Annotated in this window: 12 protein-coding genes; 4 read left to right on the forward strand and 8 right to left on the reverse strand. The window is 54.7% G+C overall.

Features of this window, described 5'->3' with window-relative positions:
- Nucleotides 1-54: 54 nt before the first annotated feature.
- The gene (locus C3F36_RS21270; RefSeq protein WP_021141106.1) at nt 55-1,080 is read left to right on the forward strand and encodes a major capsid protein; all 1,026 of its coding nucleotides are present in this window, start codon (nt 55-57) and stop codon (nt 1,078-1,080) included.
- Between the two features lie 133 nt (nt 1,081-1,213).
- Here the strand turns inward: C3F36_RS21270 and C3F36_RS21275 are convergent, their stop codons facing one another.
- The gene (locus tag C3F36_RS21275; RefSeq protein WP_104454370.1) at nt 1,214-2,131 is read right to left on the reverse strand and encodes an IS5 family transposase; all 918 of its coding nucleotides are present in this window, start codon (nt 2,129-2,131) and stop codon (nt 1,214-1,216) included.
- A gap of 657 nt (nt 2,132-2,788) precedes the next feature.
- Here C3F36_RS21275 and C3F36_RS23470 point away from each other — a divergent pair.
- Nucleotides 2,789-3,268: a hypothetical protein gene (locus C3F36_RS23470; protein ID WP_158656179.1), complete on the forward strand. Its 480-nt coding sequence runs from the start codon at nt 2,789-2,791 to the stop codon at nt 3,266-3,268.
- Nucleotides 3,269-3,974: 706 nt separating this feature from the next.
- Here the strand turns inward: C3F36_RS23470 and istB are convergent.
- The 3 genes from istB to C3F36_RS21300 all read right to left on the reverse strand — a co-directional run bounded on the left by istB (nt 3,975) and on the right by C3F36_RS21300 (nt 8,429).
- On the reverse strand, nt 3,975-4,730 hold the full coding sequence (gene istB, locus C3F36_RS21285; protein ID WP_104454438.1) for an IS21-like element ISAs29 family helper ATPase IstB: 756 nt from the start codon (nt 4,728-4,730) through the stop codon (nt 3,975-3,977).
- A 14-nt stretch (nt 4,731-4,744) separates the two neighbouring features.
- Nucleotides 4,745-6,286: an IS21-like element ISAs29 family transposase gene (gene istA, locus C3F36_RS21290; protein ID WP_104454439.1), complete on the reverse strand. Its 1,542-nt coding sequence runs from the start codon at nt 6,284-6,286 to the stop codon at nt 4,745-4,747.
- 938 nt (nt 6,287-7,224) lie between these two features.
- A protein-coding gene (locus tag C3F36_RS21300; RefSeq protein ID WP_104456028.1) for an IS3 family transposase occupies nt 7,225-8,429 on the reverse strand; the annotation gives its coding sequence in 2 pieces (ribosomal slippage) (nt 7,225-8,111 and nt 8,111-8,429; 1,206 coding nt in all).
- A 162-nt stretch (nt 8,430-8,591) separates the two neighbouring features.
- On the opposite strand from C3F36_RS21300, the gene C3F36_RS21305 reads away from it, so the two are divergent.
- Entirely contained in the window at nt 8,592-9,005 is a 414-nt protein-coding gene (locus tag C3F36_RS21305; protein ID WP_059169857.1) for a DUF2513 domain-containing protein, read from the forward strand.
- A gap of 749 nt (nt 9,006-9,754) precedes the next feature.
- Nucleotides 9,755-10,774 carry an MBL fold metallo-hydrolase gene (locus C3F36_RS21310; protein ID WP_233759683.1) on the forward strand — a complete coding sequence of 340 codons (1,020 nt, stop codon included), beginning with the start codon at nt 9,755-9,757 and terminating at the stop codon, nt 10,772-10,774.
- Nucleotides 10,775-10,957: 183 nt separating this feature from the next.
- Here the strand turns inward: C3F36_RS21310 and yjfF are convergent, their stop codons facing one another.
- The 4 genes from yjfF to ytfQ all read right to left on the reverse strand — a co-directional run bounded on the left by yjfF (nt 10,958) and on the right by ytfQ (nt 15,532).
- Nucleotides 10,958-11,965, reverse strand: a complete 1,008-nt coding sequence (yjfF, locus tag C3F36_RS21315) for a galactofuranose ABC transporter, permease protein YjfF (protein WP_104455876.1) — start codon at nt 11,963-11,965, stop codon at nt 10,958-10,960.
- Nucleotides 11,958-12,977, reverse strand: coding sequence for a galactofuranose ABC transporter, ATP-binding protein YtfT (ytfT, locus tag C3F36_RS21320; RefSeq protein WP_104455877.1), 1,020 nt, complete (start codon nt 12,975-12,977; stop codon nt 11,958-11,960). Before ytfT ends, yjfF begins: the two co-directional genes overlap by 8 nt.
- Nucleotide 12,978: 1 nt before the next feature.
- Entirely contained in the window at nt 12,979-14,487 is a 1,509-nt protein-coding gene (gene ytfR / locus C3F36_RS21325; protein ID WP_104456107.1) for a galactofuranose ABC transporter, ATP-binding protein YtfR, read from the reverse strand.
- 85 nt (nt 14,488-14,572) lie between these two features.
- Nucleotides 14,573-15,532 (reverse strand): galactofuranose ABC transporter, galactofuranose-binding protein YtfQ, encoded by a 960-nt coding sequence (gene ytfQ / locus C3F36_RS21330; protein ID WP_104455878.1) that lies wholly within the window; start codon nt 15,530-15,532, stop codon nt 14,573-14,575.
- Between the last annotated feature and the right edge of the window lie 75 nt (nt 15,533-15,607).

Here is a 15,607-nt window from a genome sequence, read left to right on the forward strand (position 1 = left end):
TAGTGCAAAGCACCGAGCCCCATGGCTCAATTAACAATAATAACGAGGAACACAATGGATTTTAATTACGTTAGTTATACCGAAGCGTTTGAACAACATGCCTTCCCTCTGAATCGTCTGATGCTGTCTCTTGGCATCTTCGATGTTGCCCCCACCAGTGAATTTAAGGTCAACTTTGATTATCTGGTTTCTGGCGATCAAGACCTAGCGGAACAAGTAGCAATCAATGCCCGTGAATTCGGCGGCACCATCAAGCCAAAAGCATCAAACATGCAGTACGAGCTGATTGGCTATGCCCTTGAAGATGCTGTTACTACGCAAGATTGGAAAGGTCTTCGTAAGCCAGGAAGCAAAGACGCGGCCATGACTGCTGTCGATGTGGTGGGTGACCTTCTTTTTGAGCAACGCAAGAAATATGATCGCACTATGAATAAACAGCTTGCTGATTGTATTGTTCGTGGTCTGCAATTTAACAAACATGGTTCTCAACAAAATATTGTAATGGCCGATGAGTTTGGTTCTGCTGCTGTTACTAAAAACATTGATCTAAACAATGCTGCTACTCTTGTAGACATTGAACTTGATAGTATTCAAACAACCATTCGCAAAAATCTTGGTAGCAAGGTTGATTATCTGAAAGGTTTTGTTGCCCTGTGCTCTCCTGAATACTTCCGAGCGGTTAAGAGCAATCAGTCTGTACGTGACACTTTCAAATATTCTCAGGGTCAAAGCGCATACAACATTGAAAACCTGATTGACTATAAGAACGAGTATCCAAGCATTCAAACATTCTTCTATAATAACGTCACATTTATTATGGTCGATGATGCAGATATTGGCATTGCAGCTAACAAGGCGGTATTCCTTCCATTGCTATTTAAAGGCTCTGGTGTTTTTAAGTGGCATTGTGGCCCAGTATCCAAACATCAAGAACTGGCAGCACAATCCAGTGGCGCACCAGTTCATCACTATCAAATCAAGGATAGTAAGTTTGGTGATCTATTTGCTATTACCGAATGGTGTGCTCTCGCAATCAATGCGCTGCCTTCTGTTATTGTTCACTCCGAGAACGCAGCCTAATATCTATTGATATCTGCATGGTTATTGAGGGCGTAAAGCCCTCTGTGCAGTCGGCACAATTGGTTCTATTATTCACTGGCGTTGTTGATCAAATCCGTCGCTGGATGGCCGTTCCCCAACCCGTTGATACCACTCAATTCACTGGCTGGCGAACAGGCATACCAAGCCCTATCAGCTTGTTCATCACCTTCACGCCAGCCAGGATTTCGCCCACCTGGGCGTTGTAGTTCCGCAGGCTCAGCGTTGGCCCGATGAGTTGCTTGAACCGGTACATGGCGGTCTCGGCTATCGAGCGCTGGTGATAGCCGGAGTCTTTCTTCCATTGCTTCAGTTCACCGGCCTTGAGCGCCGTCACCGCCTCGTTGCGGGGATGGCCTTCCTCCCACGGTGCCGCATTTTTTCTCGGCGGTATGGTGGCTTTCGCCCCCTTCTTCTTCAGTAGCGCATGACAGGCCTTGGTGTCATACGCACCATCGGCGCTGACCTGTTTTATCTTGCGTCGTAAGGGGTTGAGCAACGTCGGTAACACCTCGTTATCCGCCACCGTCTCCAGGCTGACTTCGGCAGCGATGACCGCATGGGTTGTGGCATCCACCGCCAAGTGGAGCTTGCGCCACACTCGTCGCTTCTCCTTGCCGTGTTTGCGAATTTTCCATTCGCCTTCGCCATAGACCTTGAGGCCGGTGGCATCAATGACCAAGTGAGCCACCGGGCCTTGGCTGGGGACGCGGTACTTGATGTCGACGGTCTTGGCGCGCTTGCTGATACAGCTATAGTCCGGCGACTGCAAAGGCACCGCCATCAGTTGGAACAACGAGTTAATGAAGCCTTCTAGCGCCCGCAGCGGCAACTTGAACAAGCCTTTTAGCATCAGGGCCGTCTCAATGGCGGTGTCACTGTAGTGGAAACCTCTCCCTCGGCGGCCATGGTGGACCAGGCAATGCCACTGCTTAATGGCTTGTTCGTCCATCCAGATGGTCAACGAACCGCGTTGCACCAAGGCTTGGTTGTACTGCTGCCAGTTGCTGATCTTGTGCTTGGACTTGCCCATCTGATGCTCTCGGAGACTGCGCTACAGGATCAGATCACCGAGATGACAGATAGTTCCCCGATTTGAGCAACAAGGCCTTATTCACTAACAAAATTTAAAGGGAGGGTTATTGCTTTTATTTAAGCTTTCCCTTTATGTCACTACAATTTTATTCTGTATATGGTTGTGGTTAGGCATCTTTAAGATATTCGGTTTTATCTTGCCACCTCTAGTACTATGGATAATTTATAGTATGTGGGTTAGTGATAATTGAGAGCTAAGTCTATGTGCCTTTATGGCTAAAGTAACAATGGTCATTAATAAATAGGGAGTTGCTGGCCTCCCTTATCTATCTAAATTTTATGTGAGGTCAGGATGATAAGAGTCACAATTGAAGAGTTGGGTCCAACGGGTTGGGAAGTAAGGCAGAAAACCACACGGTTAGATGACATAAAGAATGTTCTAAGTCTGTCAGCTCTAGCTAAACTTCTCGGCTTAACACGAGGCCAGTTCAGATATAAATACGAAAAATAATCAGTAACAAAATCTCTCTTAAAGGCTGCCGAAAGGTGGCCTTTTACTTTTAAACCCAATTGACACCTTTTGGAGCAATGATATTATTGTATCACTTTTATAGGGGGATTTATGAGATCGAGTTATGTTATAGGTGGATGCATAGTGTTAGCCTCAGTAATACTGAATGCTAAAGACATAAATTCATTAATACAAAGTACAAATGTTCTTGGAACAAGTAAGGGATTTGTACGGTTGGGACAAGTGAACTCAGAACGAACAACTGTTATTTTTACTGTAGTTTCTGATGGAGAAACATTTTTCCAAGTCGAGGGGGCTACATCTGATATCGTTTCTTTAGTAAAAGAAAAAGTTCAGGGGATGATTGACAAGGAAAACAAATCCATAACGGATGAAAATAAAAAATTAACTTTGGAAAAATTATCCTTTACGAAGGACATGGAACTAAAACTGACATCAAATATATTTTACGAATCAGAGTATCAGCCTATGTTTACTTTGAGTCTTGAATCAGAGACTAAACTTTTCCCTAAAGACACATTGTTTTTAAATTATATTTCTGCGCTTGAGAAATATAACGCCATGGTAATTCAAAATAGCCAACACTACAGTTTCATGCGGTGATGTCGCTAGGTTTTTGTGTTAGAGCCATTCGCTTGGATGGCTTTTTATTATTATGGTTTATGTCTATTAAAACTTTTAAAAAGCCAATATTATCAATTAAATTCGATTTATTATAAAATTTTCAATTGAGTCTATTTGTGTTGGTTTAGCACAATACCATATTTACACAATACACCCCCAACCCCTCTGCAACCCTTGATGTATAAGGCTTGAACCAAATATGGTTGTAGCAATAAATATCCTTCTGATACCACACCAATTTATTATTTTAGGTTAAATATGCCCTCTGTAAGGCCATGTATATACCGAAAAAAAGATTTAATTCATTTATTGAGGCCACAAGGGCCTCGGACAACTTTAGTTGTCAATTGGCTATTGATTTTATCTATTTGACAATGGAACCCTCCCCAAAACAATTTGCTCGAATGACTTTGAAATATCAGAGCATAGATAATCATTAAATTATGCAATAGTGACCCTAACTAAACGTATCAACAGCCATCAGTGTTATCCACAATCAACAGTAATACAGGGCTTTTGGCCTGTTCTGTCCTGCTTCTTCTCCTGCATGATCCATCTATCAATCAATGTGTGCCACTAAACATACTGTAAACCATTGTTGTTATTGCGTATTCCGGCGAAGTTGAACAGCCATTCCGGCCAACGTGAACACCCTGATCCTTAACGCGCTCACGTCACCCCGTTTCTAACTCGAGTGTTCAGATTGGGTCAACTCACTTCTCCTCTTTCTCATCGATTCTCCCTTCAGTGACAGCCGGTGAGCGTTGTGCATCAGCCGGTCCAGGATCGCATCTGCCAGAGTGTTGTCCCCCAAGCTCGCGTACCACTCTTCCGTTGGCAGCTGACTGACCACTACCGTCGAGTATTTCCCGTACCGATCATCCATGATCTCCAGCAGGGCGTTGCGCTGCTCGGCATTCACCGCTTCTAGTCCCCAGTCATCCAGGATCAACAGCTCTATCCTTGCCAGTTGACCCAGCAGCCTGGCGTAACTGCCATCTACCTTGGCCTGGCTCAGCTCAAGTAGCAGACGCGGCAGCCGGTAGTAACGAGTGCTATGCCCTTGCTGACAGGCTTGGTAGCCCAGCGCACAAGCCAGGTAGGTTTTTCCACAGCCACAGGGGCCGGTAATGAGCAGGTTCTGGCCCCGGCGCAGCCACTCTCCTTGGGCCAGGTTTGCTACCTGTGACCGCTCTAGGTTGCGTGCTGACTGGTAGTCCAGCTCCTGCACCGTGGCCTGGAGTTTGAGCCTTGCCTGCTTGACCAGCCGAGCTTGCTTACGCTGCTCCCTGCTCAGTTGTTCGTGTTCGACCAGCAGGCTTAGCCGCTCGATGAAGGGCAGCCCTTCGTAGGTACTCGCCTGTTCAAGTTGTTGTTGCACGGCATCCGCCATGCCGGTCAGTTTCAGGTTTCTCAGGCGGGTCAGGGTTTGTTGGGTCATGGGGCGTATCCTCTTTAGTGGAAGCTCTGGGGGCCACGGATGTTCTCGTGCTCTTGCGGTAACTCTGGGTAGCTCAGCGGGCTTGCGGGCAGTTGGTCGCGGCCACTGGTCAGCACCGACTTGAGCTGCTTGAGCCGCACCAGTCCTTCCCGGTTAGCCAACTGGCAGCAAGCCTCGACCCGTGATGGCGGATACTCTCGACTAAGACTCAGTAGACCCAGGCAGAGTCGGTATGCCTGCTCGGCATGGGCTTTTTCTTCCAGCCGTTCGCTAACCCAGCACAAGGTGCCCGGTCCGATGTCAGCAGCCCACTGCTTAAGACGCCCTGGCGTCCAGCGTTGCTGCTTGCTGTGACGTTCCGGCATGTGCTCAGGGAGCGTGCTCATCCCCGGGATGGTTTTACGTGGATGGCTCGCGACCAGCTGTTGCTGGTGATAGACCTGAAGCAGGGTATCGCCCGCATGGAGCTCCAGTTGCTGACCCACATACTGGTGCGGCACCGAGTAATGGTGCTGCTCATAGCTGACGTGATAGTCGATGTTGACCTTGACCGTTTTGATGGCGACATAGCGATAGGGATGCACCGGTAGTGACCCCAGTGCCGGGCGGTCCAACTGCTCAAACGCCTCGCGTCGGTTACCGGGCAGCTGCTTGAACGGGCGCTCGTTGAGCTCATTCAACAAAGCCCGGATGCACTGGTTGAGTTCGGCAAGCGAGAAGAAGGTCTGATGGCGTAGACGAGCCAGGATCCAGCGCTCGACGATCTGCACTCCCACTTCAGCCTTGGCTTTATCCTTAGGCTTATAAGGGCGAGCTGGCATCACTGCCACCTGATAGTGCTCGGCCAACTGCTGGTAGCTGGGGTTTAGCTCGGGATCGTAACGGCAAGCCTTGCTGACACCGCTCTTGAGATTGTCGGGGATCAGGAGTGCCGGGGTCCCGCCGAAAAACTCAAAGGCACGGACATGGCTTTGCAGCCAGTCCGGCAGTGACTGTGACCAGGTGGCCTCGGCAAAGGTGTAGTTGGACGCACCAAGCACGGCGACAAAGATCTGGGCCTGACGGATCTCACTCGTGGAGGGCGAGACGATGGGCACCGTGGGCCCGCAGTAGTCGATAAAGAGCTTTTCCCCCGCCTTGTGGATCTGGCGCATGGAGCGTTTTTGCAACTGACACCAGGACTTGTAACGGTCGCAGAACTGGGAGTAGCTGTAACAGCTATTGGGATAGCGCTGGGTGTATTCCTCCCAGAGCAGTTGTTTGGAGACCCCCTTGCGCTTGAGCTCCTGATGGACAGAGGGCCAATCCGGCACGACATGGCGGGCCGAGATGGTGGTATCGGCCTGCGGATAGAACAGGGCAGCCAGTCGGGCATCATCAAGCTCGGTGGGCAAGGGCCAGGTCAGGCCGAGCGCCTGGGCACTTTTGAGGAGTTTCTGGATGGAGCCAACGCTGACCTTGGTGCAGCAACTTATCTGGCGAACAGAGAGGTCAGCCTCCAGCCGCAGTCGCAGCACTTCACGAATTTTACGCATTGCAATCCTCTTGGCAGACATAGGCTCTTCCCTGGCAAAAGGGAGAGCGTATCAAAGGTTGTTAAATCAATGCGTTAAGGATGATTCCGGTGAATGTGAACAGTGATTCCGGGATGTTGAACACTGTTTCCGGAAAGGAGGGGCAAAGTGTTCAGGTTGAACCGGAATGAGCGTTCACATTGGTCCGGAAATGGTGTTCACGTTGAACCGGAATCGGTGTTCATGATCAGCCGGAATATGCAGTTATTGCTGTTTGTCTGTCTATGTGTGACACAGTGCAATCAGGGTGGCTCAATGAGCCACTACACATCCAGCAATGTCCTTGCTCCTTTTTGTTATCTCTAACAAGTGAACACCTCATAAAGTTGTAGGGCACAACCATATTGTTCATTCAATAACTATTCGGTTTTGTAGCACGTCTGTAGATTACGTGTGGCACGTCAATTCCCCTGTGAGAGGGGACTTTTGTAACTTGTGAAACCATTAGGGGGTTGAAAAGTGGATATTGTCTAACACCACATAAATTGACCTTGCTTAGCCATTGTTGGCTCAAGTCGCACCACGTAAGGCTTGCAGGGGTGTGATAGTGCTGATGATAAAACCACCATCAAAACGTTTGCCAAATGTATCCGCATGCTATATGTTGTGCCTGTGTCGATTATTGGCACAATATGTAGTGGTTAATCTGGCATTTTTGAGGGTTTAAACATGACTAAGAAAACTTCTCCTGATGTAGGTTCATTGGCCGCTAGTGTCTTGCGTGATCCCAATGCGTCAAAGGTTCAGAAACAGCTTGCTGGGTCTGCGTTGTCTCAGACAGGGACTCGCAAAGATACGGGTTCTACTATGGAGACAAAGGCAGCGAAGGTACTTGAAAGTGATAAGTACAGTGATCTGACTAAGACCCTTGCAGGTTCGGTACTGGATTTGACCCCATAGGTCCAGACACTTTTTCCCGCTTAGGGTTGTGATACCCGACTGCGCAGAAATTCCCGTGGTGAACGGTATCCCAAGGCGCTGTGCGGGTGGTGCTCGTTATAATGCTCAAACGCGATAGCCAAATTGCCTACCGCTGTTCGGCTATCCGGTTTTGGCATCATCTCGATATAGTCTCGCTTCATCGTCTTCACGAAGCTTTCCGCTATACCGTTACTCTGTGGGCTTCTCACTGCTGTCGTTCTGGGCTCCAACCCGATTTCTCGTGCAAACGCGCGGGTCTCATGGGCTCGATACGCCGAGCCATTATCAGTCAGCCACTCCACCGGTGATGCCGGCAACGAATCCCCAAAGCGACGTTCGACAGACCTCAGCATGACATCTTGCACAGTGTCACTATCGTAACCCCCAGTACTGGCCGCCCAGTCCAACGCTTCCCTATCGCAGCAATCCATGGCGAACGTGACACGTAGTTTTTCACCGTTATCGCAGCGAAACTCGAAGCCATCTGAGCACCACCGTCGATTGCTCTCCTTGACGGCAACACGCCCCTTATGTGCCTGCTGGGCCAATGGTGCAGCTGGTTTTCTTTCCAGCAGCAAGCCATGCTCGCGCATGACGCGATATACCCGCTTAGCGTTTACCACAGGTTGTTCTGTTGCCTCAGACTGACGCCGTAACAGCGCCCAGACCCGGCGATAGCCATAGGAGGGAAGCTCTGCCATCGCCTCCATGATACGGCCAAGTAAGGCTGCATCATCACGCTGGCGATGATGACGACCATCTTGCCAACCCGGTTTTCGATGAACACGAACGGATAGCTGCGCACGCGATACATTAAGAGCCTGGCTCACAGCACTTAATCGTCGTCCCCCGGCAACAAGGGCGCATGCGCAATCCATTTTTTTGCTCGACCATACTCCACGGCTTCTTTGAGGATCTCGTTCTCCATGGTCTTCTTCCCGAGCAGACGCTGAAGCTCTCGGATCTGCTTGATGGCAGCAGCCAACTCGGAAGCAGGAACAACATCCTCACCGGCGGTGATCGCCGTGAGAGACCCTTCTTGGAATTGCTTACGCCATTTGAAAAGCTGGTTTGCGTTGACGTCGTGCAAGCGAGCAACATGAGAGACGGTCATCCCGGGCTCAAAGGTCTGCTGCACGATGGCGATCTTTTCTTGTGGAGTCCGGCGTCGACGGCGCTCGGCCCCTGGTAACACTTCGACCATCTTCTCGTTGTGACTAGTACTGAACATAGCTCCAAGACTACCTCTTAAGTTAAGAGGGGCGAAGTGTCTGGATCTTCAAGGGGCCAATCTAGGTACTGTCTCAAAGCAAAAAGTGAAGAACTATGTCCCGCTTCGGCGGGGCACTTTTACAAGGGGAGTTGCATGAAGCGAGATTGGGACGTCATTAGGGATATTCTTCTCAAGATTGAGAATGAGGAGGATCTGTTTGCCTCACTACCAGAGAAACCGAAGTGGAACAATGATCTCTCAGTCGAGGATAATCTCAAAGCTGAGGAGGTATATCGCCAAGCTGAAGGCCACTTATGTGGACATCTCGAAATTCTTATTGAATCAGGCTACATAGACGGGCTTCAAGTCATCAGGGCTGGTCATCAATGGTCTTGGGGGCTTTTCGGCCCGCGACTAAAAATGCCAGGGCATGACCTACTGGATACTCTCAGACCTGTTGGAATGCCACAAAGATTAACCAAGTTTGCTAATGAACGTGGGGTAGAGCTAACGATTGATACTATAAAGGCTGTTTTTGGTGCCTTTGTTGGCTCAGTTTTAGCCTGAAAATTGGCACACAATATGGTATAGTTGTTCTGTAACGTGTTGATTTTATCCATGTTGAAGGCGCTAAGTTCGTCTTATAGTGGGATAAGCAAGCTGGTAGGGCCACCACCTGTTTCTGCTATTCAACAAGTTACAGCTAATACCCCCCTTCAGACCTCTTGGTAATCCACTTCATGTGGATGAATCAGGAGTCTTCAAAGTGCATTTTCAGCTCTCTTCACATGCTATTTGCTCTACAGCAAGGTGAGCCTGTGCCCTATGGGCGTTCATCAGGCTTCAGACCGCGCCTGGCTCAAACTTCCTCTTGATCTTCAGCACTGTCCCCTTGAGATCATGCTTTCCCTCAGTCACCTCCCGTGGCCTCTATGGCCCAGCCATCTTCTGACTTTCAGCACTGCAAGCTCTTGCAGTACGCCATCTGACGCCTCCTTGTTTTGGCGCCGGCAGAGCAGGTGAGGCCATGTGCGTGACGCGACACCATGCCGGGGACACGCGGCAACGCGACCCCCTCTGGTGGCGGGAGCCCGGGCAGGCTATCTTGCCGTTGCTGAAGACGCCGGGCACCGGTTTCATACCGTGCGACTCTCCCGTTCTGTTTTATGGAAGGTGCGGCCCCGTGCAGGGGTTGCTCCCGACTCACCAGAGACCAGGCTGACAGGCGTGTCATGAATGCAGACCCGTCAGCCTCTTTTCGCGCCCCTGAGGGGCGCCGTTTTCTGTGGTTGCTCAAAGGAGCCCTGATGATTGGCATGATCGCATCTCTACTCAAACCGGGTCTGCCCGAACACCCGGACTCTTCGCAATATCAGGGGGGCCGGTTCAACAATGCCGTGACACCCCAGGCGCGAAGCCTCTGGGAAGGGGTCAGGCTCTGGTGGGACTTCCTGTTCGCCAAGCCTGAGGGCACGGTGCCGGATCGCGCCATTCCGGTACAGGTCATGACCCGGGAGGGGCTCATCGCGGCGCCGGACAACAGCGTGTGGCGCCTCGGCCACTCCACTCTGCTGCTGAAGTTGCAGGGCACGTTCTGGCTGACGGATCCCGTGTTCAGCGAGCGTGCCTCACCGGTGCAGTGGTTCGGCCCCAAGCGCTGGCATCAGCCGCCCATCACCCTGGAGGCGCTGCCTCCCATCGAGGGGGTGATCCTCTCCCATGATCACTACGACCATCTCGATCACGGGGCCATACTGGCGCTGCAGGAGAAGGTCGGCCACTTCATCACGCCCCTCGGGGTGGGGGCGCGCCTCATGGCCTGGGGAATTGCGAAGGAGAAGATCCGCGAACTGGACTGGTGGCAGCAGACCCGGGTGGGCGGTGTCACCCTGGTAGCGACCCCGGCCCAGCATTTCTCCGGCCGTGGCCTCGGGGACGGCAACCAGACCCTCTGGGCCTCCTGGGTCATTCGCGGCGAGGGGGTCAACCTCTTCTTCAGCGGTGACAGCGGCTACTTCGACGGTTTCAAGGAGATTGGCAGGCGCTACGGTCCGTTCGACGTGACCTTCCTCGAGACCGGGGCCTACGACAAGCGCTGGGAGCTGGTGCACATGCTCCCGGCGCAGACGGCGCAGGCGTTTCACGATCTCGGGGGGAAATGGCTCTATCCGGTGCACAACGGCACCTTCGATCTGGCCATGCACCGCTGGAACGACCCGCTTGAGCAGATTGCCCGACTGGCTGCCGAGCAACAGATACCTCTGACCACGCCTCTCATGGGGGAGCCTCTGGAGGTGCTGAGCCCCCATGAGGGCAGCCCCTGGTGGCGCGATTGACCTGAGTGCCCTCCAAAGACGGTGTCACCCCTCAAAGGGGCGTGCGGGAGGCTGGGGGCGGGCCCTGTGAGCGCCCCCGCTGCCTCCCCATCCTCTGCGCCGGACCTGCTATGGCCAGGCGGGGAGGGCGCACGGGAGCGCCTTGCCCGCGTTATCTTCTGCCACCAGAGTCTTGCTGATACCTCACTCGGGCTGGGCGGCAACCTGGCGCTTGAAGGGACCTGGCTTGTTGGCCTTGCGGTGTTCCGAGACCAGGATCAGCAGGCGCTGCAGGGCGATGAAGCTGAACAGCAGCAGGCCGATGATGATCTTGGTCCACCAGGAGCTGAGGGTGCCGTCGAAGTTGATGTAGGTCTGGATCAACCCTTGGATCAGCACCCCGAACAGGGAGCCGAAGACGGTACCCACCCCGCCGCTCAGCAGGGTGCCGCCAATGACCACGGCGGCGATGGCATCGAGCTCCACCCCGACGGCGGCGAGCGGATAGCCCGCCGAGGTATAGAGCGCGAACACGATGCCTGCCAGGGTCGCCAGGGTGGTGGAGAGCAGGTAGATGCGAATGGTGGTGTGGCGCACCGAGATCCCCATCAGGGCCGCCGAGGTGGCGTTGCCGCCGATGGCGTAAACGTTGTTGCCAAAGCGGGTGCGGTTGGCGAGCAGGATGCCGAAGACCACCACCGCCAGCATGATGAGGGCCAGCAGGCTCAGGCGACCGCCCCCCGGTATCTTCCACGACAGGCTCGACAGGTAGGTGAAGGTGGGATGATCGATGGGCAGGGACTGCTCGGAGATGAGAAAACTGGCCCCCCGCAGGAAGAACATGCCCGCCAGGGTGATGATGAAGGCGGGGATCTTCAGGGTGTCGATCAGCCAGCCCATGAGGGCGCCAAAGCCTGCTCCGAGCACCAGTACCAGAGGGATGGCCAGCACGGGGCTGACGCCCAGCTTCCCGATGAGCGTTGCCAGCAGCACGCCGGTGAAGGCGATGACGGCCCCCACCGACAGATCGATGCCCCCCGAGAGGATGACGAAGGTCATGCCCACCGCCACAATTCCCAGAAACGCGTTGTCCGTCAGGATGTTGCAGATGATGCGGGTGGATATGAAGGCTGGGAAGGAGGCCAGGCAGAGCAGATAGCCCAGCACGAAGACCATGATGGTCACCATCAGGGGGAGGTTGCGTTTAAACATGGCGAGTCCCTCGCTGGAAGAGGTGGTTGAGGGTCGGTGACTGCATGACCAGCACCGCCAGTACCACCAGGGCTTTGACGATCTGGTTCCACTGGGGCTGGTAGCCGGAGAGCAGGATCCCGGTGTTCACCCCCTGGATGATCAGTATGCCGATCAGGGAGAGGGCGAGGTTGAAGCGCCCCCCCATCAGGGAGGTGCCCCCTATCACCACCGCCAGAATGGCGTCCATCTCGAGCCAGAGCCCGGCGTTGTTGGCATCGGCACCCCGGATGTCGGCGGCGACTATCATGCCGGCGACGGCGGCCATCATGCCGCTCAACAGGTAGGTGGCGATCACAACCATGGGGGTGTTGAGCCCGGCGTTCTTGGCGGCCTTGATGTTGATCCCCACCGCTTCGATGAAGAGGCCGAGGGCGGTGCGCTTGGTCAGCAGCCAGAGCAGCAGCGCCATGCCCAGGGTGATGATGACCGGGGTGGGCAGATAGAAGAGGGAGCCGCTGCCGATCCAGGCGAGGGCGTCGTTGTTGAAGGTGATGATCTGCCCCTCGGTGATGAGCTGGGCGATTCCCCGGCCCGCCACCATGAGGATCAGGGTGGCGACGATGGGCTGGATCTTGAACACCGCCACCAGCAGACCGTTCCACAGGCCGCACAGAAGGCCCACCCCGATGACGGCGGCGAAGATGACCGGCAGGCTGTGACCGCCGGTGGCCAGGCTGGCCATGGTGGCCCCGCTGATGGCCATGACGGCGCCCACCGACAGGTCGATGCCGCCAGTGGCGATCACCAGCGTCATGCCAAGGGAGAGCAGGGCCACCGGGGCACAGCGGTTGAGGATGTCGATGAGGCTGCCAAACAGCCGCCCATCCTGGATGTGGATGGCGAAGAAGTTGTCGGCGACCAGGGCATTGATGAGCAGCACGCACACCAGGGCGGCGCACTGGGCCGAGCCCGTGGGCCACTCCCTGCGGGCGCGCGACCCCTTGGCGAGGGGGAGAATGGATGACGTCATATCAGGCCTCACATGCAATGGCGTTCATGATGGCAGGGACGCTCAGGGCGTCCGTCGCAAGCTCTGCCACCTGTTTTCTGTCACGAAGGACGATCACCCGATCGGCATAGCCCACCAGCTCCTCGAGCTCGGAGGAGATGACCAGCAGGGCCAGCCCGTTGGCGCAGAGGGATTCGATGAGGCGGATGATCTCGGCGTGGGCCCCCACGTCGATGCCCCGGGTAGGCTCGTCCAGGATCAGGAACTGGGGTTTGGTGAGCAGCCAGCGGGCGAGCAGCACCTTTTGCTGGTTGCCCCCGGAGAGAAACTGGATGGGCTGCTCTGGTCCTGGGGTCTTGATGGCCAACTGCTCGATGAGGCGAGCGGTGATCTCGTCCTGTTCCTTGCGAGACAGGGGATGCAACCAGCCCCGCTGGGCTTGCAGGGCCAGCACCATGTTCTCCCGCACCGAGGCCGAGGCGATGATGCCGGCGCTCTTGCGATCCTCCGGGCAGAAACCAAAGCCGTTGGCGGCCGCCTGGCGTGCAGAGCGGATGGTCACCGGTTTGTCCCGCACCCGGCACTCGCCGCTGTCGCTCGGCACTATGCCGAACATCAGCTCGGCGGTCTCGGTACGACCGGACCCGAGCAGGCCGGCGAGGCCCACTATCTCCCCGGGCATGACGTCGAGACTGAAGGGGGTGATGACTCCCCGCTTGCCATAGTCCCTGAACGACACCATGGGCTGGTTGCTGCGCAGTGTCTTGCCCGCCCGCTTGAGGGCATTGTCGTCCAGCTCGCGTCCCAGCATCATCTTGACCAGCTCCAGTTGTGGCAGTGCCTGGGTGTCGCGGGTGCCGACCAGCTCGCCGTTGCGCAGCACTGTGATGCGATCGCTGATGGCGTAGACCTGATCGAGAAAATGGGTGATGAAGATGAGGCTCACCCCCTGATCCCGCAGGCGCGTCATGAGGGAGAAGAGCATCTGGACTTCGCTGGCATCCAGGCTCGCGGTGGGCTCGTCCAGGATCAGGATCCTGGCGGAGAGGGACACCGCCCGGGCGATGGCCACGATCTGCTGCATGGCGACCGAGTAGTGGTCGAGGGGCAGGGTGACATCCATCTCGAAGCCGTGGCTGGCCATGATGGCGCTGGCCTGCCGGGTCATGGCGCCCCGGTCGATGAAGCCGAAACGGCGGGGCTCGTGGCCGATGAAGAGGTTGTCCGCCACCGACATGTTCGGCAGCAGGTTGACCTCCTGATAGACGGTGCCTATCCCCAGATGCTGGGCATGGGCGGTGTCCGTGGGGGAGATGGGGACGCCATCGAGTTCGATACGGCCGGCGTCTCGCTGATAGACACCGGTGAGGGTCTTGATCAACGTGGACTTGCCGGCCCCGTTCTCGCCGAGCAGCGCCATGATCTCTCCGCGGCGCAGGGAGAAGTCCACCTGATGCAGGGCTCGTACTCCGGGAAACGCCTTGCATATTCCGCGGGCATTCAATACGACATCGTGAGTGTTCTCTGACATGAACATTGGCTCTCCGATATAGCGCGCCATACAAGTTCAATCACTTATATGGCGCGCTATGTGACAGTCTGGCGGGGGAGCGGGATTAATAACCCATGTCTTTTTTCAGCTCGAGCTGCGCCTCGGCACTCCCGGGCTCAAACAGTTTGGACTCCGTCTTGATATGTTTGGGGGGCAGGGTGCCATCTTTCTTATAGGCCAGCAGGGCATCGAAGGCCGGTCCCGCCATATTCGGCGTGAGCTCCACCGAGGCATTGGCTTCGCCTGCGATCATCGCCTTGAAAATATCCGGCACGCCATCGATGGAGATGATCTTGATATCCTTGCCCGGTTTCAGCCCGGCCTCTTTAATGGCCTGGATGGCGCCGATGGCCATGTCATCGTTATGGGCGTAGACGGCGCAAATATTCTTGCCGCTATTTTCCGCCTTGATGAAGCTCTCCATCACCTCCTTGCCTTTGCTGCGGGTGAAGTCGCCGGACTGGGTGCGGATGATCTTGATGGTGGGCACGGCCGAGACGGTGTCGAGGAAGCCCTTCTTGCGATCCAGCGCCACGCTGGCACCCACCGTGCCCTGCAATTCCACCACGTTGCACGGTTCGCCATCCTGCTGCTTGATGAGCCACTGGGCTGCCACTTCCCCTTCGTGGACGCTGTCGGCGGCGACCCCGGTCATGAAGAGACCGTCATCTTTTACCGTGATATTGCGATCCAGCAGGAAGACCGGGATCTCGGCCTCTTTCGCCTCCTGCAGTACCGGCTCCCAGCCAGTCTGTACCACGGGGGCAATAAAGATGGCATCCACCCCCTGGGCAATAAAGGAGCGAATGGCCTTGATCTGGTTCTCCTGTTTCTGCTGGGCATCCGCAATTTTCAGGATGATGCCGCGTTTTTGGGCTTCGCTCTTGGCGACTGATGTTTCTGCAGCTCGCCACCCGGATTCAGAACCAATTTGCGAGAAGCCCACGGTCATCTCTGCAGAATATGCAGTGGCCGAGAGAATAAGGGTGCTGATAATGCTCGCCAGTTTCACTTTTTTATACATATGACACTCCTTTGTGATGCATGGTGAAATAAACCGGAACACGTCAGGTTTTTATTGTACGGGTCAAGGTTATAG

The organism is Aeromonas sp. ASNIH2 (assembly GCF_002934795.1).
GTDB classification, from domain to species: Bacteria; Pseudomonadota; Gammaproteobacteria; order Enterobacterales; family Aeromonadaceae; genus Aeromonas; species Aeromonas caviae.